A 24,317-nucleotide genomic window follows, 5' to 3' on the forward strand; every position below is an offset into this window, starting at 1 on the left:
CCTGCGGTATGATATACGGTTGTTTACGTAACGCGTTCCTGGGAGCCTGCATGCTCGCCTTTTTACAAACCAACACGCCCATCGTGATCTTTAACCAGATTGTGGTTACGCTGCTCACGGTCTGCTTTCTGTACCAGGTCGTCTTCTTTGTCATTGGCGCCCTGCGCGGTGAGGTTGCACCTCCCAAGGCCAAAAAGCTCCATCGCTATGCCTTCTTCATTGCGGCGCATAACGAGGAGGCGGTAATTGCCAATCTCGTGCGCTCCATCAAAGACCAGGACTATCCGTCCGAGCTTATCGAGGTCTTTGTGGTCGCCGATGCCTGCACCGATAACACGGCGCAGCTCGCTCGCGAGGCTGGCGCCATCGTCTATGAGCGTAACGACCTGGCCCGTAAGGGTAAGAGCTGGGTCATGGACTTTGGTTTTGACCGCATTCTTAACGAGTATCCCGATACCTTTGAGGGCTACTTTATTTTCGACGCCGACAACGTTATCTCCCGCGATTACGTCTCCAAGATGAATGACGCCTTTGACCAGGGCTTCCATGTGGTCACAAGCTACCGCAACTCCAAAAACTTTGGTAGCTCGTGGATCTCGGCTGCCAACGCCACTTGGTACCTGCGCGAGGCGCGTTTCCTCAATAACGCACGTAATATCTGCAAGACTTCCTGTGCCGTTTCGGGTTCGGGCTACCTTATCTCGGCGAGCGTGATCGAGGGCATGCACGGTTGGCAGTTCCATACGCTGACCGAGGACATCCAGTTCACCACGTTCTGCGCCATTCACGGCATCCGCATTGGCTATGCGCCGGCGGAGTTCTTTGACGAGCAGCCCGTGACGTTCAAGGCATCCTGGAAGCAGCGTATGCGTTGGACCAAGGGCTTTTACCAGGTGTTCTTTACGTATGGGAAGCACCTGGTCAAGTCGACCTTCCGCTATCATCGCTTTGCCGCATATGACATGTTTATGACCATCGCTCCGGGCATGCTTCTGTCCCTGATTTCCATGTTAGCCAACGCGACGTTCCTTATCGTGGGTGGACTCTCACACGGCTTCTTGGCTACCGAAGTCGAGATGCAGGCTTGTGCCGCCTCGCTCATTATGACCTTCGCGATGATGTACCAGACCTTCTTTATCCTGGCGCTGCTCACGACCATCTTTGAGTACAAGCACATTCACTGCGCTCAAAAGTGGCGCCTGGTGACCAACCTGTTTACCTTCCCGATCTTTATGTTCAGCTATATTCCCATCACGGTGGCCGCACTGTTCCTAAAGGTCGACTGGGTCCCGACGCAGCACGCCGTCAACGTTACCCTCGACGAGGTCATGCAAGGCGCTAAATAACCACCACCAAAACCACCACAAAGGGGACAGGCACCTTTGTGGTGGTTTTTGCTTTTGAGCAGCTGTTCATGGAGGTGCATGATGTTCTATATCCCATTTTGGATCTGCGCCTTTGCCGGTGCGGTGGTTGATGCCCGCGAGCGGCGGTACCCGAATGAGCTTGCCGGCGTGTGCGCGGTGGCGGCGTTTGCGGGCGTTTGGCTCGATCTCGGTTTGAGCACAGCGCTTGACCACGCGGGTCTAGCCGTCATCATGTATCTTGCTCTCGTGCTGACTGAGTCCCTCTGGCGTCGTCTTCGCCAAACCCCGGGCATCGGCATGGGAGATGCCAAGGCGCTCTTCGCGCTTTGCACGCTCGACCCTATGGGTGGCATCGTGGCATTTGCCGCCGCGCTCCTGGCCCTTGCCCTCTCCTGCCTCATCACAAAATCGCGCTCCCTGCCATTGCTCCCGTTTTTGGTGCCGATTTTTGCCATAATCGAGGTCGTGGGCTGCACATTGTAACCGATTGCGCATCCTTCTTAAGGAGCATGCCATGGCAACTAATCAAGAAACGGCCGTCATAAAGGCGCGCATGGACCGTATTCCCTCGGCGTTGTCGTCCGAACTTGTCGAGCGCATTGCCGCCGATCGTGCTTCGGGCTATGTCAACCCGTGTCGTTGCAACGACGACCAGGTCATTCGTCGTGTTGATCGTGTCGCCGACAAAGGTACGCTTATGCGTCCAGCGTTTATGCGCGATACCGAAAAGATACTTCATCTTCCGGCGTACACCCGTTATGCAGGCAAAACGCAGGTCTTTAGTTTCCGTAGCAATGACGATCTGTCACGTCGCGGTTTGCACGTGCAGCTTGTTTCGCGCATCGCACGCGATATCGGCCGCGCCTTGGGGCTCAACTGTGATCTGATTGAGGCGATTGGCCTGGGCCACGACTTGGGGCACACGCCCTTTGGCCATGCCGGTGAGCGATTCCTCAACGATATTTACCACGAGCGCACCGGCCGCTTCTTTTTCCATAACGTGCAGTCGGTGCGCGTGCTCGATGCCCTGTATGGCCGCAACGTATCGCTCCAGACGCTCGACGGCGTGCTATGCCATAACGGCGAGTACGAGCAGCGCGTGTTTGAATTGTCGGATATGGGCTCCTTTGACCAGTTCGATCGGACAGTTGAGGACTGTATCGCCACGGGCTATGGCGCTATTGAGCACCTGCGTCCCATGACGCTCGAGGGCTGCGTCGTTCGCATTTCGGACATCCTCGCCTACGTCGGTCGTGACCGTCAGGATGCGATCGCGGCGGGCCTGCTTTCGCCAGATGCTTTTGATGATGGCCGGGGCGGTGCCTACAACAGTTGGATCCTCACGCACGCTTCCATCGATATCGTCGAGCACAGCTATGGCAAGCCGCGCATCGAGATGAGCGAGGACCTGTTTGAGGAAATACGCCGAGCCAAGCGCGAGAACTACGAGAAAATCTATAGCAAGGGCGGTATCGAAGGCGACTCCGAAGCGGAGCTGCGAGAGGCCTTCGAAAAGCTCTACGGCCGTTGCCTGCGGGACATAAACGAAGGCGACGAGTCTTCGTACATCTTTAAGCATCACATTTCTCGCATTGAGCAGCAGCTTTCTTACTACGATCGCGTGTATGCCTGGCAGGACGACAAGGATCAAGCCGTGGTGGATTACATCGCGAGCATGACGGACGGTTATTTCTGCGAGCTCACGAGCAAGCTGTTCCCGGGTTTAAAGTTTCCGCACCGCACCTATATTAACGAACGGTAGTTCGTATCCTTTCGGTATACTGTTGGTCAACAACGATTTTGATTGATGCACGGGATGGCTATGGACGACCTTTTTTCTGCCTCGACGCGCGAGCGTTCCTTTAGAAATGCGCCGCTCGCGGTGCGCATGCGCCCCAATTCGCTCGATGATTACGTGGGCCAGCAAAAGGCCGTCGGTAAGGGCTCATGGCTGCGTGCCGCGATTGAGCACGACGTGCTATCGAGTGTGATTCTGTACGGGCCGGCCGGTACGGGCAAGACGACGCTGGCCCACATTATCGCCAACCATACCAAGAGCGAGTTTGTCGAGGTCAGCGCCGTCACGGGTACTGTGAAGGATCTGCGCCGCGTGATTGACGAGGCAAAGACGCGCCTGAATACCTACGACCGTCGCACCATCCTGTTTATCGACGAGATTCATCGCTTTTCCAAGTCGCAGCAGGATGCCCTGTTGCATGCAGTCGAGAATCGTACCGTCATTATGATCGGCGCCACGACGGAGAATCCGTACTTTGAGGTCAACTCGGCATTGCTCTCGCGTGGTCGCGTGGTGGAGCTTGAGCACCTCAAAGACGAGGATATCGCCACGCTTATCGAGCGTGCGCTCGAGGCGCCGCAGGGTCTGAACGGCAAGTTCTCGGCCGATGAGGATACGGTTAAGACCATCTGCACGCTGGCCGCCGGCGACGCTCGCTCGGCGCTCACGACGCTCGAGCTTGCGAGCGAGATTGCCGTCACGCGTCCCGATACCGAGGGAACGCCAGCGCCTGCGGCGGGGGAGCGCTATCCCATTACCGTGGATGACGTGAAGATTGCCAATCCGCGTCGCGGTTTTTCGTATGACAAAAACGGCGACATGCACTATGACATTATCAGTGCGTTCATCAAGTCCATGCGCGGCAGCGACCCCGATGCCACCATTTATTGGCTCGCGCGCATGATCGATGCGGGTGAGGATCCTAAGTTTATCGCCCGCCGCATTATGATTCAGGCTTCTGAGGACGTTGGTAATGCCGATCCGCAGGCACTTTTGGTGGCGCATGCTGCCTTTAAATCTGCTGAAGTTATTGGCTATCCTGAATGTCGCATTAACCTGGCACAAGCTGCGCTCTATGTGTGCTTGGCGCCTAAGTCCAATGCGTGCGAGGCCTCGATCGATGCGGCGCTAGCCGATATCCACAGCAGTGGTCTTCGCGAGGTGCCCAGTTACCTACGCGATCGCCATCGCCCTGGTAGCGATGAGTACGGCGTTTACAAGTATCCGCACGATTATCCCGAAGGCTGGGTCGATCAGCGCTACTTGCCCGACGGCCTGGAACATGGTGCCTTTTGGCAGCCTGCCGGCCGCGGTTGGGAAGAGTGGCGTGTGGAGCAAAGCGAACGTGACCGTAGCGGTAACGCGCCCAAGTAGGTCATTGGCACCTCGCACATTCCCTTTGGGTATCTTTCCCCTTCTTTGGGGTACCATGAACAGCGTCTGTATTTCGATTTTTCCGGGAGGCTTGTATGAGTCCCATTCAAATTGCCCTGCTGGTGCTTGCCATTGCCGGCGTGTGGGCTATCGCTGAGCTCGCGCTCACGCTGCGCAAGACCCGCACCGTTGTCGACTCGCTCGATAAGACCGTAACCGACCTCAACAACACTATCGCCGAGGCGCAGCCGGTGGTGGCAAAACTCGATGGCGCTGTCGACGAGCTTACACCGGCACTTGCCCAGATTGAGCCGCTGCTTAAGTCGAGCAAGACCGCCGTTGACGCCCTGACGTCCAACCTCGTTGAGGTTGAGGCCGTCGTTCGCGACATTTCCGAGGTCACGGGCAGTATGGCCGAGGCCAGCAACGCCGTGTCGAGCGTGACCGATTCTGCCGCCGGTGCCGTGCAGAAGCTGTTCAATAAGGTGAAGGCACCTGCAGCTGACGCCGAGCGCAAGCTCGCCGCTGCCGCTGCGGAGGCCGAGCAGCCCACCGAGCGCGTCCTAATTGGCGAGGACGAGGCCGCCGATGGCGCAGATGTGGCTCACAAGTCTGTAGCCAGGCCGGCTCAGTATTACACCTATACGCCCGCCGAGACCTCTGAGGAGTCCTGAGATGAGTAGCGAAGCAACCTGCCCCATCACGCTTACCGTTGCTGGTGACCCGCGTCTCGCTCGCCTTGTGCGCATGACGGCGGCCAACGTTGGTGCCCTGTGCTCCATGTCTGTCGATCGCATCGAGGACATCCGCATGGCTGCCGAGGAAGCCTTCATCTTTGGCTGCACGGCTGTTGATTCCGACGATATCTCGATCAAATTCGATGTCGACGAATCGCACGTGGGCATGACCTTTACCTTTGGCGATCAGGCGACTGTCGATGAAGACGACCAGGCTGCGGTGTATGCCGAGCTCATCCTTGCAAGCGTGTGCGACTCCTACGAAAAGACCGCGGCGCCCCTGACGCTTTCCCTCGACCTCAAGGCGGATATCTAATATGACCGAACGTTCCCGGAGCGGCAAGACCGCTTGGGATAAGGAGAAAACCCGCGAGCTGTTTCGCCGCTACAAGGAGACCGGTGATCCGGACGCCCGCGAGCAGCTTGTCATGTCCCATATGAACCTGGTAAGGTTTCTTGCCAACAAATTTAAGAATCGCGGCGAGCCACTCGATGACCTTTTGCAGGTCGGCTATCTGGGCTTGCTCAAGGCTATCGACCGCTTTGACCCTGAACGCGGACTTGAGTTCACGACGTTTGCGACACCCACTATCCTGGGTGAGATCAAACGCCATTTCCGCGACAAGGGCTGGAGCGTACGCGTGCCGCGTCGTCTGCAGGAGCTCTCGGCCAAGGTCAACCAGGCTACTGACAAACTTACCAACGAGCTGCAGCGTTCGCCCAAGGTTGAGGAGATCGCTGAGTATCTAGATGTGACTGTCGACGAGGTCCTCGAGGCTATGGAATCGTCTTCGGCCTATACCTCGGTGCCTATCGAGGCTCCCGGTATATCTGATTCCGACGATTCGCCTTCGATTCTCGACCGTTATGCCGACGAGGACAATGAACTCGACTTTACCGATGACCGCTTGGTGATTGAGGAGGCCATTCGCGATTTCTCGCCGCGCGAGCGCGAGGTGATCGAGCTGCGCTTCGTGAAGGGCATGACCCAGATCGAGATTGCCAAGAAGCTGGGTATTTCTCAGGTGCAGGTTTCGCGCCTGCTGCGCCGCACGCTTAAGAAGATTCAGGACAAGATCGACCCCGACGGAGTGATGATTCGTTCATGAGTGAGCGCCCCCAGCAAACCGATCGCGCGCTGCGCGGCACCCGCATTCTGACGCTGCGCATTTGGGCTGTTGTCGGCTGCATTGTTATTGCTGCTGTCATCTTTAACCTTATGGGCATCCTGGCACCGGTTATCGAGTTTCTCGCCGTCGGCTCCATTATTGCTTTTGTGATGTCCCCGATCACCAACTGGCTCGAGCATCACGGCGTCGGACGTGGCCTCGGTTCGCTCATCGCGCTCATTGTGGTTGTTGCCGTGCTCGTCGGCGTCGTCTGCATCCTCTCGCCTATTTTGCTCGGTCAAATCATGGAAGTCCTGAGCCGCCTGCCCGAGCAGCTTCGTGTTGCGGGTGGCGATCTCAACGAGATGCTCTCGCACGCCAAGACGCTCAACAACACTCCGCTCAAGGAGTATCTGGACGACAATCTTTCTTCGCTGGTTACCGTAGCGTCCAAGTACGTCTCGCAAATCGCTGCCGAGCTCGGCCGCGGTGTGTTTCCGCTCATTACCAACACGGCCTCGCAGCTGTTCGTCATCTTCCTGGGTCTGGTGCTTGCCTACTGGCTTGCCTGCGATTATCCCCGCATGCACCACGAGGTCTGCACCATCATCGGACAGGAAAAAGAGACCTCGTACCGCTTTATGGTTGCCATCCTTTCACGCTCGGTCGGCGGCTATATGCGCGGCATGGTCGTGACGTCCATCTGCGGTGGCTTCCTTGCCTTTATCGGTTTTATGATCATCGGCCATCCGTATGCGGCGCTCATGGCTATCTTTACCGGCATCATGCATTTGGTTCCGGTCGTCGGTCCCTGGGTGAGCGCAGCAATCGCTACGGTACTCGGCTTTATGTTCAGCCCCATGTTGGCGTTATGGACGCTCATCGTGACGATGGTCGCACAAAACGTCACCGATAACGTGATTTCGCCTAAGGTCATGCAGAGCTCGGTGCAGGTTCATCCCGTCATGAGCCTTACGGCCCTCGTTATCGGTTCGGCACTCATGGGTCCCATCGGCATGGTTATCGCTATTCCGCTGTGCGCGGCCCTCAAGGGTATCTTCGTGTACTACTTCGAGAATGAGACCGGCCGCCAGCTCGTGGCCTATGACGGCGCCGTGTTTAAGGGCACGCCGTACCGCGATGCCGATGGCAACCCGGTCGCCGCCTACGACGCGCTTGGCGACGATACGTTCATCTACGAGTCCGAACTCATCGGCAACGAGACCGCGCCCGAGGCCCAGGCAATGCCCAAGCCCGAGCTCGATAATCCCTGGATTAAGCTCTCAGGCCTGCAGCCCGACGCGACCGGTTTCTTCAAGAACCCCTTCGCCAAGGATGACGATTCCAACACGGATGACGACACCAAAACCGGCATCGACGGCTCCATGGACGATGACGACAACTAGCGGGGTAATTCGATTCAACATTCATACGCGCTAACATGCAATTTCGCTGAAGGGCCGGCATTGTGCCGGCCCTCTTTTTGCACTTGCGTGGTGGGATGGTAATATCGTTACGTTTGAACTGTTTCGATGTGAAACCGAGGAGATTCCCTCTATGAGTGCTGACTACCCGTCAATGACTACGGCCGAGATTCGCTCCAAGTTCCTCAACTTCTTTGAGGAGCGCGGTCTTAAGCTCTATCCTTCTTCGTCCCTCGTCCCCGACGATCCTTCGCTGCTGCTTGCCAACGCCGGCATGAACCAGTTTAAGGAGTACTACCAGGGCAAGAAGACCATGAAGGAGATCGGCGCGATCTCCTGCCAGAAGTGTGTCCGCACCAACGACATCGACTGCATCGGTGAGGACGGCCGTCACCTGTCCTTCTTTGAGATGCTCGGCGACTTCTCCTTTGGCGGCATCTCCAAGCAGCAGGCCTGCGCTTGGGCTTTTGAGCTCATCACCAAGGAGTTCAAGCTGCCGCTCGACCGCCTGTACTTCACCGTCTTTACCGAAGACGACGAGACCCACGATGTGTGGCGCTCTCTGGGCGTTGCCGAGGATCACATCTCCCGCCTGGGCGAGGACGACAACTTCTGGGCCGCTGGCCCCACCGGCCCCTGCGGTCCGTGCTCCGAGATCTACTTTGACATGGGCGAGGAGGTCGGTTGCGGCAGCCCCGACTGCAAGCCCGGCTGCGACTGCGACCGCTTCCTTGAGTTCTGGAACCTCGTGTTTACCCAGTACGACCGGCAGGAGGACGGCTCCATGCCGGAGCTGCCGCACCGCAACCTCGATACGGGCATGGGCCTGGAGCGCATGGCCGCCATCATGCAGCACAAGACCGCTAACTACGATGGCGATCTGATGCAGCACCTCATCAAGCTCGGTGAGGAGATCAGCGGCAAGACCTATGACGCCGACGATTACTCCGGCGCCAGCCGCTCCCTGCGCATCATTGCCGACCACTCCCGTGCCGTCGACTTTATGATCTCGGACGGCATCCTGCCCGGTAACGAGGGCCGCGAGTACGTCCTGCGCCGACTGCTCCGCCGTGCCGTGTTCCACGGCCGCCTGCTGGGCATCGAGGGCGCCTTCCTGACCAAGTTCATCGACGAGGTCAACGCTCAGATGGGCGAGGCCTATCCTGAGCTGCTCAAGAACGTCGCGCTCGTCAAGGGTATCGTTGCCTCCGAGGAGGAGCGCTTCTCCACGACGCTCGACAACGGCCGCGTTTATCTTGACGAGGCCCTGGCAGCGCTCGCCGACGGCGCCGTCCTTCCGGGCGACGTTGCCTTTAAGCTGCACGACACCTTTGGTTTCCCCATCGACCTGACCGTCGAGATCGCCGGCGCTGCTGGCCATGACGTCGACATGGACGGTTTCGCCGCCTGCATGGAGGACCAGAAGGCCCGCGCTCGCGCCAATGCCAAGGGCGACGCCTGGGGCAGCTTCAACGACGTGTGGGTCGAGCTTTCCGACAAGGTTGCCGCGACCGAGTTCGACGGTTACGACAACGATGTGATTGAGGGCGCCAAGGTTGTCGCCATCGTGCGCAACGGCGAGTCCGTCGAGTCCGCTGCCGCCGGCGAGGACGTCGAGGTTGTGCTCGACCGTACCCCGTTCTACGCCGAGATGGGCGGCCAGCAGGGCGACGCCGGCGAGCTTTCCGCCGAGGGCGTTGCGCTGACCATTTCCGATACCAAGAACCACAACGGCCTGTATGCCCACGTCGCGCACGTTGCCGAGGGTACGCTGACCGTCGGTGCTACCGTGACCGCCGCGCTCGACGCCGAGCGCCGTGGTTTCCTGCGCCGCAACCACACCGCCACCCACCTGCTCGACGCCGCGCTTAAGCTGGTCCTGGGCGAGCATGTCTCCCAGGCCGGCTCGCTCGTGACGCCCGAGCACCTGCGCTTTGACTTCACGCACTTCGAGGCTCTGTCTTCCGAGCAGCTCAAGGCTGTCGAGGACCTGGTCAACCAGCAGATTTTCGCTTCCAAGCCGGTCGTGACCCGCGTCATGGGCATCGATGAGGCCAAGGCCGCCGGCGCTGTCGCCCTGTTTGGCGAGAAGTACGGAGACGTCGTCCGCGTCGTCTCCGTGGGCGCCGAGGATCAGCCGTTCTCCCGCGAGCTCTGCGGAGGTACGCATGCCGCCAATACCGCCGAGATCGGTCTGTTTAAGATCATTTCCGAGTCCTCCACGGGCTCGAACGTCCGCCGTATCGAGGCCGTGACCTCCAAGGGCGCTCTCGATTACATGGCCGACCGCCTGGCGCTCGTCGACGCTGCCGCCGCTGCGCTCAAGTGCCACGTCGACGAGGTTCCCGCCCGCGTGGAGAACCTGCAGGCCGAGCTGCGCGAGACTTCTAACAAGCTCAAGAAGGCTCTGACCGGTGGCTCCTCCGACGCCATTTCCAGCGCCATCGACGGCGCTGTCGAGCTGAATGGCTACAAGCTCGTCGTCGCTGAGCTCCAGGGTCTCGAGGCCGCAGACCTGCGCAACGTCTGGGATACCGTGCACCAGAAGGTTGCCGGCCCCGTCGCCTGCGTAGTTGCCAGCGTTACCGAGAAGGGCACCCCGGCCCTGCTCGCCGCCGGCTCCGATGACGCTGTGAAGGCCGGTTTCCACGCCGGCAACGTGATCAAGCAGATCGCGGGCCTGGTCGATGGTCGCGGTGGCGGTCGTCCCAACATGGCCCAGGCCGGTGGCAAGAACGCTGCCGGTATCGCCGATGCCATCGCGGCCGCCAAGACCGCGCTCGGCGCCTAAGAACCTAAGTAGTCGCTGTGGTCGCGCTCGCGCTGGACATAGGGGAGACTAGGATCGGTATTGCCGTCTCAAGCCGTGATGGCAAGATGGCAATGCCTGTCAAGGTGCTTCCGGCTGCTGAGGTCACCGGTATGTCCAAGACGTTTCGCTACATGGTCGAGGACTATGAGCCCGATATCCTGGTAAGCGGACGTCCCTTGACCATGGCCGGTGAGCCCGGCCCCCAGGCCGAGCGCGTCGCCGCCGTAGCGCAAAAGATTGCCGACGAGCTCGAACTTCCGCTGGAGTTTGAGGACGAGCGCCTGTCCTCGCAAGAGGCCAAGCGCATCTTGCGCGAGCAGGGACTCAACGAAAAGCAGATGAGGGGCAAGATTGACATGATTGCCGCTAGCCTGTTTTTGCAGACGTGGCTTGATCGTAAAAACGAGGAGGTCTCGCATGCCTAGCGCTTCCGATCCGCGCCAGCCGATTCGTACACGACAGCCTGTGCCGCGCCCTACCCAACCTGGCCAGCGTCCGGCACAGCCGACACAGCGCGCAGCTCAGCCTGCCGCGCGCCCGGTGCAGTCCTCCTCTCGTTCGGCCCAACCTGCTCAGCGGACGGGTCAGCAGCCCACTGCTCGTACAGCCCAGCCTACAGGCGGTACCCGCTTTAAGCAGCAGGCACCTATCCAGCGAACGCAGGCCCCCCAATCGCATTCGTATCACGCTCATGGCTCGCACGGCGTTGCTCCGGCCACGCGATCGAGCTATAACACGCACGCCCGCCGTGGTGCCCAAAAGAAAAGCTCCCCGGTGCCTATGATTATCGGTGGCGTCGTCGCCGTGCTTGCGCTTGTCGCGATCGTTTTCTTTGTCGTGCCAGTCGTCAAGGGCTTCTTTTCCGGCGAGGATTCGAAGGTCACGGCTGGTCAGCAGGTTACGGTGACCATTCCCGACGGTGCTTCGGGCGATACGATCGCCTCGATTCTCTCCGAGAACCATATCGTCGAAAATCCCAAGGATTACTATGCGGCGGTAAAAAAGCTCAACGCCGATATGTCGCTTAAGCCCGGTACTTATTCGTTCACCACGCTCATGGATACGACTAAGGTGGTGCAGCAACTCATGGAAGGCCCCAACGCGGGCTCCAATGCGCTGACGATTCCCGAGGGCTTGACGGTCGATCAAGTCGCCGACCGTGTGGCCCAGGCCTACGACAGCATCTCTAAGGAAGACTTCCTCAACCAGGCCAAGGCCTCCAACTACGTGGACGATTATAGCTTCCTTAGGGGTGCTGCAAACGATTCGCTCGAGGGCTTCTTGTTCCCCAAGACCTATTCGCTGGGCGATTCGCCGACGGCCGATGAAGTGATTCGCGCCATGCTCGATCAGTTTAAGACCGAGTACAAGTCGCTTGACTTTGCCAGCTGCGAGGCCAAGATCAAGGAGCGCTACGGTGTGGAGATGTCCGATTACGACATCGTTAACCTTGCCTCTATCGTTGAGCGCGAGGGTCTCAACGCCGATCAACGGTCGCACGTGGCCTCGGTCTTCTACAACCGCCTTGCCGGTAAGCTTGACGGTCTGCGTTATCTCAACAGCGATGCGACCATGATGTATGTTACCGGCGGCGAGGTTACCGCCGACGACCTGCAGAGCGATAGCCCGTATAACACCTATAAGCACGAGGGCCTGCCGCCCACGCCCATCTGTTCTCCGTCGCTCGAGGCGCTCAAGGCCACCCTTGAGCCGACCGACTCCGATGACCTGTATTTCTACATTACACAGGACGAGGAGTATTTCTCGCAAACCTACGAAGAACATCAACAGTCTTGGAATTAGCATGAGGATTTTTAGCCCCAAACGATACGTTGCCTCGGTCGATCGCATCGACCTTGATACCCTGTGGGCCGACGGCAAACGCGCCATTCTGCTCGATCGCGATAACACCCTGGTGCCGCGCGATACCGAGCAGGTTCCCGCCGCGGTTTCCGCTTGGCTCGATGCCGCCCGTGCCAAAGGCTTTAAGCTGTGCATGGTGTCCAACAACTGGCATCGCGACCAGGTCATGAGCTCTGCACGCGAGTTGGGGCTCGAGGCCATCAGCCACGCTATGAAGCCGGCTCCGTTTGCCCTCAAGGCGGGTCTTAAGCGCCTCGGCGCCACGGCCGATGAGGCGGTGCTGATCGGTGATCAGCTCTACACGGACGTGTGGAGCGGCAACTTTGCCGGCGTCGATACCATCCTGGTCAAGCCGCAAGCAACCCAGGACCTGTGGTACACGCAGATCTTCCGTATCTTTGAGCGCCGGGCCCTGCGCGACCTTCCCTGCGAGGAATAGGTCTCGCTATGTCCCAGCACATCAAACACGGCTGCGACCATATTTTCTTTATCGGCTTTTTGGGCGCGGGCAAATCGACGCTCGCGCGCAACGTCGGCACCATGTTCAAGCGGCGTTTTATCGATACCGACCGTCTGGTCGTGCGTCGATGCGGCAAGTCGGTTACCGAGATTTTTGAGACCGAGGGCGAGGATCGTTTTCGCGAGCTCGAGACCTCGGCACTCCGTTCGCTTCAAAGCGAGCGCAGCCTGCTGGTATCGTGCGGGGGTGGCATCGTCGAGACGCCAGTGAACATTAAACTGATGCACGAAATGGGTACGTGCGTGTACCTCGAGGGCGACTTCGAGGACTCGTTGCGCCAGATTCGTCGGTGCGACACGCGCCCCGATTTCCGCTCGCCCGAGCATGCCGCGCGCCTGTTTGAGCATCGCCGTCCGCTGTATCGCCAGGCCGCCGACCTTACCCTTGATATTCGCAACAAGTCCTTCGAGGACGTTTCCTACCTTTGTGCCGAGATGCTTTTGGAGCGTGGACTGCTATGATTCGCCGTCAACTGATCAATTTCCAAAACCGCAGCGTCGATGTCCGTGTCGGATTGGGCGCGTTCGATGAGCTGTCGCGTATGTTTGCTTCGGCCGTGGGCAAGCCTAAGCGTGCGATGGTCGTTTGGAACACCGCCACGTCAGAGCGTTTTGGCGAGGTCGTTGAGCATGCGCTGGTCGATGCTGGCTTTGCCGTGTCGCTGCTCGTCCTCGAGGTTTCGCCTGTCGGTGCTACGCTGGCCGATGCCGATGCTATCTTTGGCGCCCTGTCTGCCAACGGCGTTACCTGCGACGATCTGGTTGTCGCCGTTGGCGATGCCGCAACCTGCTCGGTTGTTAGCTGGTGCGCCAACCAGTGGTGCGGCCGAACTGAGTGCGCGCTGCTGCCGACGACCTTCGACGCCATGCTCACGGTCGCGACGACCATGAAGCCGCTCGTCGCCTCGTCGGCCAATGCGCTTCCCGCTATCGCGTTCCGTCCCGAACCGGGCTTGGTCGTGTGTGACCTCGACCTTGTTCGCGAAGCGGACCCCGAGGACCTCAAGCTCGGCTATGCGGTACTTGTTGGCACCATGCTTTCGAGCAGCAAGTCGCGCTGGAATCAGTTTATTGAGACTGTTCCCGAGATTCTTGCTGGTGAGGAGGTCGCGCTCGTCAATGCCGTCCAATGGTCTCAGACTGCCCGCAAGGACGTGCTGACGGCCACGAACCCGAGCGCTCGCCATGCGCTCGATTTTGGCAAGATGGGGGAACGCATCCTGCGCGCCTGCTTGGGCGATGCCGCTTCGCAGGTCCCTGCCTACCAGCTGTTGTCCGAGGGCATGCGCTTTGAGGCACGCCTAGCACATGATGCCTGCGACTTCGATATCGATTACGTCTTTGAGGTCGATGACTGCCTGGAGGACTTTGGTATCGAGGAGCTTGCCTTCGATCTGGAGCCCGCCGCATATATCGAGGAGTTCCGCAGGCAGCAGTTCGCGCGCTCGAACCGTAGCATGCTGCCGTTGCCCGCGGCGCTTGGCGCTATTCGTTTGACCAGCGTGGAGGACGAGGTTCTCGAGCGCCATGCCCAGGCGTATCTGGCTTCTCGTAAGGAACTTCTCTAAGATTTATTGACATCCATCGTCTTTCGTATCATGTTGAGGGACGGGTTTTCAATCGGTTACGAATCGCTTGCGTTTTCGTACGCTGATTGAGCCCGTCCCGTCTTTATGTGACGACAACAAGAAAGGAATCTGCATGTCTGAGTTTGCTGCCGGTCCTGCCGGTCGTATCGAGCGTGTCCGTGCCCTGATGGTCGAGCGTGGCTACGACGCCATCGTGGTGCGCGACGAGGCAAATCTTCGTTGGCTTACGGGCGTGAAGGGCGTCTTCGATTACACCTTCGAGTTTCCGCACGCGGCGTTTATTACGGCTGACCAGTGCCTGTTCCATACCGATTCGCGCTATCTCAACAGCTTTGAGGAGAACACGCCCGCCGGCAGTCCCTGGGTCTACGACATGGACGAGGGCACCATCCCCGGTTGGGTCGCCGGCAAGATCGCGGCCAACAAGTGCCGCGTCTGCGCTGTCGAGGACGATATGCAGATTAACTTCTACCAGGGCATTCAGCGCGGCCTGGAGGACCGCTCCGTCGCTTGCATGCTGCCGCTGATGCACGACGACATCCGTAAGATGCGCGCCGTCAAGGATGCCGAGGAGATCGAGCTCATGCGCCACGCACAGTCGATCACCGACGCCGCCTTCCAGCATATGCTCGGCTTTATTAAGCCTGGTATGACCGAGAAGCAGGTTCGCAACGAGCTTGAGAACTTTATGTTCGCCAACGGCGCCGACAGCTTGGCCTTTGGCTCCATCGTCGCGAGCGGTCCCAACACTGCGAACCCGCACGCCGTCCCGAGTGACCGCGTGATCGAGAAGGGCGACTTCGTCCTCATGGATTACGGCGCGGGCTATTGCGACTACCGCTCCGATATGACGCGTACCGTCGTGATGGGCGAGCCTACCCAGGAGCAGCTCGACCTGTACGCGCTCGTGCGCCGTACGCACGAGGAGTGCGTCGCCGCCATCCATCCGGGCGTCGAGGGCAACGACATCTTCAGGCTCTCCAAGAAGATCATCGGCGATGCCGGCTATGGCGATTACTATAACCATGGCCTGGGCCACGGCGTCGGTATCGACATCCACGAGCTGCCCAATTTCAACCGCAGCAAGAATATCATCGAGGTTGGCTCGGTTGTCACCATGGAGCCCGGCGTCTACCTGCCCGGCGTGGGCGGCGTGCGCCTGGAGGACTACGGCGTGGTCACCGAGAACGGCTACGAGCCCTTCACCAAGACCCCGCATGACCTCCGCGTCATCGATTGCTAAAACACCTCGGTAGATTTTTGGGACATGCCTTAAAATCTACTTTTGTGGGGCGGGACGTTCGGATAGATTCGGGCGCCCCGCGTTCTCTTTTTATGCGCTCGCTGCAGGCGCCGTCTGCAAGTGTATAATTTCGGTCGTATGTAATTTGGACGCTTGTGCGTTCTGCCTACAACAAGAAAGGTCGCTATGCCTACCATTTCTACCGCCGACTTCAAGAACGGCCTCGGTCTCCGCATTAAGGACAAGGTCTACACCATCGTCGAGTTCCAGCATGTCAAGCCGGGCAAGGGTGGCGCGTTTGTGCGCTACAAGACCCGCGACATCAAGAGCGGCCGCGTCGTCGAGAACACCTGCAACGCCGGCACCAAGTTCGAGAGCGTCATGCTCACCACCCGTGAGTTCCAGTACCTCTACAACGATGGCGCCGACTACATCTTCATGGACAACGAGTCCTATGAGCAGGTTCCCGTTCCCGAGGACATGGTGGGCGAGAACTCCAAGTGGCTGCGCGAGAACGACGTCTGCCAGCTGCTCTTCGCCGACGATGAGCTCATGGGCGTGACCCCGCCGATGTTCATCGAGACCACCATTGTCCAGACCGACCCGGGCTTTAAGGGCGACACCGTCCAGGGTTCCACCAAGCCGGCCACGATCGACACCGGCGCTGTCATCCAGGTCCCCATGTACCTTAACGAGGGCGAGGTCATCAAGGTTGACACCCGCGACGGCAAGTTCGTCTCCCGCGTCTAGCAACCAACTCTTCTAGGAGAACTCATGCCCCAGGAAATCAAGATTGACGGCATCGGCATTTCGCCCGATGTTCTGACCGCCATCGTCTCGCGCGCCGTGTCCGATGTCGAGGGTATCGCCTCCGTTGGCGTCAAGGACCTTGCCACCAACCTTGTCTCCATGATGCTCTCGTCCAAGGCCCCGGCTTCCGAACCGGCGGTCGAGGCCGAGGTCGTCGGTGACAAGCTCGCACTCACCGTGCGTGTCGTGGTGTTCTTTGGCTATCCGTTCAAGAAACTCGCCGAGGCCGTTCGCGCCGCCGTGGTCGCCGCCATCGATGCCCAGGTGGGCGTTGAGGTCGAGCGCGTTGACGTTTGCATCGACGGCCTCGTTTTCCCCAAGGAGTAACCTTTGAGCCTTAAGGTTTATCGCGGGCGCACGCTTGCCCGCAGTCAGGCGCTGCAGCTGCTGTTCCAGGCCGAGGCCACGGACAGCCCGCTCGAGCGCGTCCTCGAGGGCGATTTCCTGATCTCGAAGGGTCCCCTCGACCCCTATGCGCTGGAGCTTTGCCGCGGTGCCTACGAGCATATTGATCGCATAGACTGCGCTCTGCGCTCCGTTGCCAAGAACTGGGATCTTATGCGCATGCCCGGCGCCGACCGCAATCTGCTGCGTATCGCTGTCTATGAGATGCGTTTCCTCACCGACGAGGAGGTCTCGGACGCCATTGTGATCAACGAGGCCGTCGAGCTTGCCAAGGCCTATGGCACAGACCAGTCCGCGTCGTTTGTCAACGGCGTGCTGGGCAAGATCGCACGCAGCGAGGAGCTGCCGGGCGAGGACCTGTACCAAGAGCTGCTGGCCGAGGATCGCGCTCGCGAGGAGGCACAGGCTGCCGAGGCGGCCGCCAAGGTCGCTGCCGCTCAGGCTGCCGCCGGCGTATTTGCCGAGGATGCGGACGCTGCTGAGGCCGTCGAGGCCGACTCCGTCGAGGAGTAGTCATGCCAGAGGGTTCTGTCCGCAACTTTGACGAGATCTCGGACCGTCTAGACCAGATCATCGCTACCGTTCGCTCCAAGGATACGTCCTTGGAGCGTTCACTCGATCTGTTTGACGAGGCTATTGAGCTGGGCTCCCGCGCGGTCGATATGGTCGACAAGTTTGAGCTGACGCCGCGTGAGGCCGATAAGCTCGAACAGGAATACGATGAGGATGCGGCAAACGAATCCCAAGATAGCTAGCCGCATCTCCGGATACGAATGGTTGATGGCATTCATGAAACGCGTGCGTCTTGATGACGAACTGATTTCACAGGGCATCTGCGCCGATCGCGCGGATGCCCTTCGCACTCTTATGGCCGGCTTGGTCTCGAGTGGCGGCGAGCGCTTGACTTCGCCGGGCCTTAAGGTGACCCCGGGTCTGCCGCTGCACGTGAAGGGGCGCATTCCCTATGTCGGCCGCGGCGGTCTTAAGCTCGAAGGCGCGCTTGATGCGTTTGGCATCAATCCGACGGGCCTTGCCTGTCTGGATGTTGGCTGCTCTACCGGCGGCTTTACCGATTGCCTGCTCAAGCGCGGAGCTGCGACCGTTGTCTCGGTGGACGTGGGTCGCGCCCAGTTCGATTGGTCGTTGCGTCAGGACGATCGCGTGACACTGCATGAGCGCACAAACGTGACGCAGCTGCCCGAGCTTGGCTATGCGGGCGCCATCGACCTGGCTGTGTGTGATGTCTCGTTTACCAGTATTGCGAACATTATCGATGCGGTGCTGGCGTGCTTGGCACCTATGGGCGCATTCTGCACGCTCGTAAAGCCGCAGTTTGAGGCTCCGGCGGCGCTGGTGGGTGAGGGCGGCATTGTGACCGATCCCGCTGTTCGCCGCGATACGCTTGTAGCGGCGATTGAGCTTTTTGCCGCCAAGGGCCTGTTCCCGGTCGATGTGTGCGTGTCACCCATTCATGGTGCCAAGGGCAACGTTGAGTTTTTCCTGTACGGCACGAGGTTTGCCCCCGGTGAACGCACCGACGATGAGCTGCAATCCCAGGTATCGGTTTTGAGCGAGAAAGCTGCAACGCTATGAAGGTCTTTCTGGTTCCCAATTACTACAAGCAAGAGGCGGTCGAGAGTGGCCTGATGCTCGAGCTTTGGCTTTCGCGCCAGGGCTACGAGGTGGCATGGGCTGCCGATCAGCGCTCCAAGATCCAGAGCGCGCCCGATGTTGACGATGCCGACCTGGTCATTACGCTCGGCGGCGACGGCACGCTGCTGCGCGCGGCTCGTATCCTCAACTATCGCGAGATTCCTATCCTCGGTCTTTCCTATGGTCACCTGGGCTTTTTAACTGCTGCGAGTCCGGAGGAGCGCGACATCCTGCAGGTCGTGAGCGATGCCCTGTCCGGCGAGCTGCACGTGAGCCGTCGCGCCACGATCGCCGCGGATATCGTGTCCGTGCGCGACGATGGCACGAAGGATGTCGTGCGCACGTTCGCCCTCAACGACATGGCGCTTACCCGCGGCCCCCTTTCCGATATGGTCGAGTTTGACATCACGGTTTCCGGCCACCATATCGATCGCTTGCGTGGTGATGGCGTGGTCGTGTCCACGGCGACTGGTTCTACGGGGTACGCGCTGAGTGCCGGTGGCCCCATCGTGAGCCCCGACTATACGGGCATGGTCTGCGTACCCATTGCCCCGCACACCATTCAGGCTCGTGCCTTTTTGACTTCGCCGAGTGATGTCGTCGAAATCTTTATGTCTGATGACCGCCCGAGCGTTCCGGCGATCGCTATCGATGGACAGTTTATTACCTGCGATGGCACCGTCGAGAGCGTGGCGGCGCGCCGTGGGCCCGGAGATGTGCTGCTGCTCGATTACGGCCCCGAGAGCTTTTATAACTCGGTGAGCCGCGTATTCTACGGAGTCCGTCATGATCGATGAGCTGCAGGTTTCTAACATTGCACTCATTCGCGAGGCGACGTTGGTGCCGAGTGCCGGCCTGACTGTCCTGACCGGCGAGACCGGCGCCGGCAAGACCGCGCTGCTCTCGGCGCTCAAGCTCATTTTGGGCGAGCGCGCGGATTCGTCGATGGTGCGCGAGGGCGAGGCGCTGGCGAGCGTCGAGGCGCGCTTGTTCGACGGGCCGCACGACACGGAAGGCTTCACCGTGCAGCGCAGCCTTTCCGCCGAGGGCCGCAGTCGCGTAAAAATTGACGGCCGCATCGCCAGCGTGCGCGAGCTTTCGGAGCGCGTTGGCGTGATGATGGATTTGTGCGGGCAGCATGAGCATCAGCGCTTGCTCGATCCGGCGCATCACGTTGCGATGGTCGATGCCTGGGCGGGGCGCTCTGCGCTCGAGGCGCTGGATGCGTACCGCACCTGCTTTAAGGCATCGCGCGCTGCCGCCAAGGAAGTTCGACGTGTCGAAGAGGCCTCGCGTGCGCAGGGGAGCCGCGTCGAGGAGGCGCGCTTTGCCCTCGAGCGCATCGGCGAGGTCGACCCCAAGCCGGGCGAGTATGAGGAGCTCGAGGAACTGCTACCGCGCTCCGAACATGCCGAGGTACTGGTTGCCACAGCTAACGATGCCCATGCATCGCTTGCCGCCGAAGGGGGAGCGCTCGATGCCGTGAACAGTGCCGTGGCAGAGCTTTCCCGTATGGCTGCCGTCGATCGCAAACTGGACGACATTGCCGATGCGCTTTCGGATGCCTGTATCTCCCTTGAGGATTGCGCGAACGAGCTTCGTGCCTATCGCGATGGCATCGCCTTCGACCCGCGCGAGCTCGCTCGCATGCGTGAGCGGTATTCCGACCTCAAGGGCCTGTTGCGTCAGTGGGGTCCCACCATGGACGATGTGTTTGCCATGCGCGATCGCTCGCAAGAGCTGCTGTCCCTGGTCGATGATGGCGATGAACAGATCAAACAGGCGCGTGAGGCGCTCGGGATCGCCGAGCGCGAGTTGTTTGCCGCTGCCAAGGCACTTAAGCGCGCTCGCAATACGGCGGCCCCGCGCTTCTGCCACGAGGTTGGCCGCCAGATGGCGCGTTTGGAGATGGGTAGTGCCGAGCTCGTCTGGGAGTCACGTGATCTTCCCCGTGCTGAGTGGACGCCCGTTGGTCCTTCGAGCTACGAGCTGCTATACCGCAGCGGTGCCGGTTTGACGCCGCGTCCCCTGCGCCGAATTGCGTCGGGCGGCGAGCTAAGCCGCGTCATGCTGGCAAGCAAGGTTGTCCTCGGTAACGCAGACGGTGTCGATACGCTGGTGTTTGACGAGGTTGATGCTGGTGTTGGTGGCTCCACGGCGCGTGCGCTTGCAGGCGTGCTGGCAGATCTCGCCGCCACACATCAGGTGATTGTCGTAACCCACTTGGCACAGGTTGCCGTCATGGCCGACAAGCATTATGTTGTCAGCAAGGAACCGGGCGATGTTCCCCAGACGCATTTGGACGAGGTAACCGGCGAAGCGCGTACCGCCGAGATCGCTCGCATGCTCAGCGGCGATCAGTCCGAGGCAAGCTTGGCTCACGCAAAGCAGATGCTCGAAGAAGCTCGAGGTTAGGTCGTATCAGCGGTGTTGGTGGGACAAAATAGACTGTAATTTTTGTCCCACAACGCGTTTTACTCAATGACCTTGTCCGGCTGGATGAGCTCCTCGTAGTAGCTGATATGCTCGCGCGCGTCCTCGATTTCGGGCAGCAGGAAGTTGTAGATAACCTCGATGATCATCGTTGCGCTGATTTTAGAGAACGCAAAGTCGCCCGTCGTCAGCAGCGCTTCGTGGTTGACGGTATTAAAGGTGTAGTCTGCCAGGCGCGCGAGCGGGGATTTGCTGTCGCTGCTGATGACGACTATGGTTGCGCCGCAGTCGCGAGCCGCTTTTGCCATGCGATTCAGTCGGCGCGATTTGCCAGAGTTTGAGATGAGCACGATGACGTCACCCGGGCGCAACGTGAGCGCAAAGCCGATTGATGTCTCGCTAATGGTGCTCGCCATGCAGCGCAGGCCCAGCTGCGAAAACTTAAACGTCGCATCGAGCGCGACCGCGTTCGTATTGCCCACAGCCGCAAACTCAATAACCCCTGCATGCTTAAGGGCATGCACAACAGCCGCCAGCGTATCGTGGTCGATCCCGTCGATGGTCGCATTAAGCTCGCTCACCTTGGCAGCCAGAATGTTCTTGAGGCTCTGCTCCATATTGTCGAGCGAGACCTCGTCAGTCAGGCCCTCGTTGCGCTGGCTTTCCAAATCCCTTGCCAACGAAAACTGAAAGCTGCGGAAGCTGCCAAAGCCCAGCTTGCGGCAGAAGCGCGAAACGGTCGCCTCGGACGTGGCGGCGGCGCGCGAGAGCTGAGCCGCCGTGAGGCGTGGCGCCTCGGACTGGTGCTCCAATATATAGTCGACAATGCGCTGCTCGGACTCGCTATATCCCTGATGGGTACTAATGAGGGAAAGCGCGCTCTTGCTACTATCGGTCATGGATGGCTCCTGGTTGGCATGAAAATCGGACTCGTTTTGTAATGTCATAGTATAGGGGGATTGTCAATTACAAGATACACCTTGCCGTTTCAAGTGTTGATGGTAAACTTTCACTTACCGTTTACGGTTATGAAAGAACCTTTCACCGGAGAATTGCGCCTTGTCTCTTCTCACGCGGACGGTAGGTTGGTATCTTTCAGTTGTGGAAAAGCGCGCAAGGACGCGCGTGTAGGGGAGCGCCTGCGGGCGCAAAACTTAAAAAGGAGGGACACATGGCTAAGTTTGACATCATTGCCGCGACCGGTTGCCCGACCGGCATTGCGCACACCTTCATGGCGAAGGAGGCGCTGGAGAAGGCAGCTGCCGAGCGAGGTCTGACCATTAAGGTCGAGACTCATGGCCAGGTCGGTGTCGAGAACGAGCTCAGCAAGAGCGAGATCGCCGGTGCCAAGGCCGTCGTCGTCGCAGCTGACAAGGATGTCCAGGCCGAGCGTTTTGCCGGCAAGCCCATGGTTTCCGTTGGTGTATCCAAGGCCCTGTCCGTTGAGGCCGCCGGTAAGCTGATTGATCGCGCACTTGCCGCCAAGGGCGACAGCACGGTTGCAGCCGCTGCCGATGTCGAGGACGAGGTCGAGGAGAAGGAGTCCATCGGCCACGTCATCTACAAGCACCTTATGAACGGCGTCAGCCATATGCTGGTCTTCGTCGTCGCCGGTGGTGTCCTGACCGCCGTTTCGTTCCTGTGGGGCATCACGTCCTTCGATTCGACGGCTGCCGACTACAACAGCTTCGCCGCTATGCTCAAGATCATCGGCGGCATTGCCATGAACCTCATGGTTCCCGTGCTTTCCGCCTACATCGCCGAGTCCATCGGCAAGCGCCCGGCACTCGTCCCCGGCTTTGTTGCCGGTATGATCGCCATCCAGGGCCTGCCCGTTAACGCCGATACCCACATGATCGATGCTGGCGGCACCGGTGTGGGCTTCGGCTTCCTGGGCGGCATTGTCGGCGGCTTCCTCGCTGGCTATGTCATCCTGCTGCTCGAGAAGGTTTTTGCCAAGCTGCCCAAGAACCTGGACGGCCTCAAGGCTATCTTTTTGTACCCGCTGTTCTCGACGGCTATCGTCGGCCTGGTCATGCTCGGCATTTCCGGCCCCATGGCTGCCATCAACACCGCCATGATGGACTTCCTCAAGGGTCTGTCCGCCTCTGGCGCCGTTGTTCTGGGTCTTGCTATCGGCTGCATGTGCGCCTTTGATATGGGCGGCCCGGTCAACAAGGCTGCTTATGTCACCGGTACTGCTATGCTCACCGAGGCCCTGGCCGCCGGTGTCGGCACCGACACCTACAACTTCGGTACCAACTTCATGGCTGCCGTCTCCGCCGCTTGCATCGTTCCGCCGCTGATCACCACCTTCGCCGTCGTTGTCGGCAAGAAGTACTTCAGCCAGGAGGATCATGACGCCGGTATCGTCAACCTCATCCTTGGTTGCACCCACATCACCGAGGGCGCCATTCCGTTCATGACCAAGAACATCTGGCCCGTCATGCCCATCATGATGCTCGGTTCCTCTATCGCTTCGATCCTGACCATTATGTTCAACGTTCACGATCCGGCGCCTCACGGTGGCTTCCTGGTCCTGCCCGTTGTCGAGAACGGTCCGCTGTGGGTCCTCGCGATCCTCATCGGCGCCGTGGTCGGTGGCATCCTGTTCGTGGCCTTCAAGAAGCACGACTTCGAGAAGAATCAGAAGGCCGCTCCTGCTGCTCCCTCTAAGTCGGTCGAGGCTCCCAAGCCCGCTGCTGTCGAGGCCCCCAAGGCCGAGGCTGCCGACTTCGTGAAGGTCGAGAACGTTTTTGTCGCCGAGGACTTCACTTCTCGTGACGAGGCTCTGAGCTTCGTTTCCAACCAAGCTGTCAAGGCCGGTATCGCCAGTGACGCCGACGCCGTGATGAACGCCTTCCTGGCTCGCGAGGCCGAGGGCACCACGGGCATGATGGAGGGCTTCGCCATCCCGCATGCCAAGTCCGACGCCATTACCGAGGCTGCCGTCATCGTCGTCAAGGACGAGTCTGGCGTGACCGGTTGGGACACCATGGACGGCGCTCCCGTCAACGTGGCCATCGCTCTGCTCATCCCGGGTGCCCAGGCTGGCACCACGCACCTCAAGATCCTGTCCAAGGTCGCCGAGGCGCTCATGGACGAGGACTTCCGTGCCACCGTCAAGGGTTCCACCGACGCCGCCGAGATCGCAAAGACGATCAACGCCCGCCTGGTCTAA

The 24,317-nt window shown here is 59.7% G+C and carries 24 protein-coding genes; 23 read left to right on the forward strand and 1 reads right to left on the reverse strand.

The genetic code is table 11. From position 1 onward, the window contains the following. The first annotated feature begins 50 nt into the window (after positions 1–50). From DXB98_RS01050 to DXB98_RS01155, 22 genes are all read left to right on the forward strand, one after another. The gene (locus DXB98_RS01050; protein WP_022094595.1) at positions 51–1,346 is read left to right on the forward strand and encodes a glycosyltransferase family 2 protein; all 1,296 of its coding nucleotides are present in this window, start codon (positions 51–53) and stop codon (positions 1,344–1,346) included. 78 nt (positions 1,347–1,424) lie between these two features. Next, complete coding sequence (locus tag DXB98_RS01055) at positions 1,425–1,850, forward strand: prepilin peptidase (RefSeq protein WP_117735055.1); 426 nt, start codon at positions 1,425–1,427, stop codon at positions 1,848–1,850. A 31-nt stretch (positions 1,851–1,881) separates the two neighbouring features. After that, on the forward strand, positions 1,882–3,129 hold the full coding sequence (locus DXB98_RS01060; protein ID WP_117742834.1) for a deoxyguanosinetriphosphate triphosphohydrolase family protein: 1,248 nt from the start codon (positions 1,882–1,884) through the stop codon (positions 3,127–3,129). 60 nt (positions 3,130–3,189) lie between these two features. Beyond that, positions 3,190–4,539 carry a replication-associated recombination protein A gene (locus tag DXB98_RS01065; protein ID WP_199406626.1) on the forward strand — a complete coding sequence of 450 codons (1,350 nt, stop codon included), beginning with the start codon at positions 3,190–3,192 and terminating at the stop codon, positions 4,537–4,539. 95 nt (positions 4,540–4,634) lie between these two features. Beyond that, positions 4,635–5,213 carry a hypothetical protein gene (locus DXB98_RS01070; protein ID WP_117735058.1) on the forward strand — a complete coding sequence of 193 codons (579 nt, stop codon included), beginning with the start codon at positions 4,635–4,637 and terminating at the stop codon, positions 5,211–5,213. A gap of 1 nt (position 5,214) precedes the next feature. Beyond that, a complete protein-coding gene (locus tag DXB98_RS01075) occupies positions 5,215–5,592 on the forward strand; it encodes a hypothetical protein (RefSeq protein ID WP_022094590.1) in 378 nt (125 codons plus the stop codon). 1 nt (position 5,593) lies between these two features. Continuing rightward, complete coding sequence (locus DXB98_RS01080) at positions 5,594–6,385, forward strand: RNA polymerase sigma factor SigF (protein WP_117742835.1); 792 nt, start codon at positions 5,594–5,596, stop codon at positions 6,383–6,385. Then, positions 6,382–7,791 carry an AI-2E family transporter gene (locus DXB98_RS01085; RefSeq protein ID WP_117742836.1) on the forward strand — a complete coding sequence of 470 codons (1,410 nt, stop codon included), beginning with the start codon at positions 6,382–6,384 and terminating at the stop codon, positions 7,789–7,791. Before DXB98_RS01080 ends, DXB98_RS01085 begins: the two co-directional genes overlap by 4 nt. A gap of 151 nt (positions 7,792–7,942) precedes the next feature. Further along, on the forward strand, positions 7,943–10,600 hold the full coding sequence (gene alaS, locus DXB98_RS01090) for an alanine--tRNA ligase (protein ID WP_117742837.1): 2,658 nt from the start codon (positions 7,943–7,945) through the stop codon (positions 10,598–10,600). Positions 10,601–10,617: 17 nt separating this feature from the next. Next, positions 10,618–11,046 carry a Holliday junction resolvase RuvX gene (gene ruvX / locus DXB98_RS01095; protein ID WP_117742838.1) on the forward strand — a complete coding sequence of 143 codons (429 nt, stop codon included), beginning with the start codon at positions 10,618–10,620 and terminating at the stop codon, positions 11,044–11,046. Further along, positions 11,039–12,424 (forward strand): endolytic transglycosylase MltG, encoded by a 1,386-nt coding sequence (gene mltG / locus DXB98_RS01100; protein WP_233505047.1) that lies wholly within the window; start codon positions 11,039–11,041, stop codon positions 12,422–12,424. Before ruvX ends, mltG begins: the two co-directional genes overlap by 8 nt. A gap of 1 nt (position 12,425) precedes the next feature. After that, a complete protein-coding gene (locus tag DXB98_RS01105; RefSeq protein ID WP_117646451.1) occupies positions 12,426–12,923 on the forward strand; it encodes a YqeG family HAD IIIA-type phosphatase in 498 nt (165 codons plus the stop codon). Between the two features lie 8 nt (positions 12,924–12,931). Further along, the gene (locus tag DXB98_RS01110; RefSeq protein ID WP_117735064.1) at positions 12,932–13,465 is read left to right on the forward strand and encodes a shikimate kinase; all 534 of its coding nucleotides are present in this window, start codon (positions 12,932–12,934) and stop codon (positions 13,463–13,465) included. Then, positions 13,462–14,571, forward strand: coding sequence for a hypothetical protein (locus DXB98_RS01115; protein WP_117742840.1), 1,110 nt, complete (start codon positions 13,462–13,464; stop codon positions 14,569–14,571). The genes DXB98_RS01110 and DXB98_RS01115 overlap by 4 nt, the downstream gene beginning before the upstream one ends. Positions 14,572–14,704: 133 nt before the next feature. Continuing rightward, a complete protein-coding gene (locus DXB98_RS01120; RefSeq protein WP_117742841.1) occupies positions 14,705–15,835 on the forward strand; it encodes a Xaa-Pro peptidase family protein in 1,131 nt (376 codons plus the stop codon). Between the two features lie 186 nt (positions 15,836–16,021). Next, positions 16,022–16,585 carry an elongation factor P gene (gene efp / locus DXB98_RS01125; protein ID WP_055286447.1) on the forward strand — a complete coding sequence of 188 codons (564 nt, stop codon included), beginning with the start codon at positions 16,022–16,024 and terminating at the stop codon, positions 16,583–16,585. A gap of 24 nt (positions 16,586–16,609) precedes the next feature. Continuing rightward, entirely contained in the window at positions 16,610–16,972 is a 363-nt protein-coding gene (locus tag DXB98_RS01130) for an Asp23/Gls24 family envelope stress response protein (protein ID WP_006233982.1), read from the forward strand. A gap of 3 nt (positions 16,973–16,975) precedes the next feature. Further along, positions 16,976–17,563: a transcription antitermination factor NusB gene (nusB, locus tag DXB98_RS01135; RefSeq protein WP_147330282.1), complete on the forward strand. Its 588-nt coding sequence runs from the start codon at positions 16,976–16,978 to the stop codon at positions 17,561–17,563. Positions 17,564–17,565: 2 nt separating this feature from the next. Then, on the forward strand, positions 17,566–17,805 hold the full coding sequence (locus DXB98_RS01140; protein WP_006233978.1) for an exodeoxyribonuclease VII small subunit: 240 nt from the start codon (positions 17,566–17,568) through the stop codon (positions 17,803–17,805). A gap of 34 nt (positions 17,806–17,839) precedes the next feature. Beyond that, complete coding sequence (locus tag DXB98_RS01145) at positions 17,840–18,643, forward strand: TlyA family RNA methyltransferase (RefSeq protein ID WP_233505053.1); 804 nt, start codon at positions 17,840–17,842, stop codon at positions 18,641–18,643. Next, positions 18,640–19,500, forward strand: coding sequence for an NAD(+)/NADH kinase (locus DXB98_RS01150; protein WP_117735069.1), 861 nt, complete (start codon positions 18,640–18,642; stop codon positions 19,498–19,500). Before DXB98_RS01145 ends, DXB98_RS01150 begins: the two co-directional genes overlap by 4 nt. Further along, on the forward strand, positions 19,490–21,118 hold the full coding sequence (locus DXB98_RS01155; RefSeq protein ID WP_117742843.1) for a DNA repair protein RecN: 1,629 nt from the start codon (positions 19,490–19,492) through the stop codon (positions 21,116–21,118). Before DXB98_RS01150 ends, DXB98_RS01155 begins: the two co-directional genes overlap by 11 nt. A gap of 59 nt (positions 21,119–21,177) precedes the next feature. Here the strand turns inward: DXB98_RS01155 and DXB98_RS01160 are convergent, their stop codons facing one another. Then, complete coding sequence (locus DXB98_RS01160) at positions 21,178–22,035, reverse strand: MurR/RpiR family transcriptional regulator (RefSeq protein ID WP_233505048.1); 858 nt, start codon at positions 22,033–22,035, stop codon at positions 21,178–21,180. Positions 22,036–22,307: 272 nt separating this feature from the next. Between DXB98_RS01160 and DXB98_RS01165 the strand changes: the two genes are divergently transcribed. Next, a complete protein-coding gene (locus DXB98_RS01165; RefSeq protein ID WP_117742845.1) occupies positions 22,308–24,317 on the forward strand; it encodes a fructose-specific PTS transporter subunit EIIC in 2,010 nt (669 codons plus the stop codon).

The sequence above is a fragment of the Collinsella sp. OM07-12 genome (assembly GCF_003438275.1).
Lineage (GTDB): Bacteria > Actinomycetota > Coriobacteriia > Coriobacteriales > Coriobacteriaceae > Collinsella.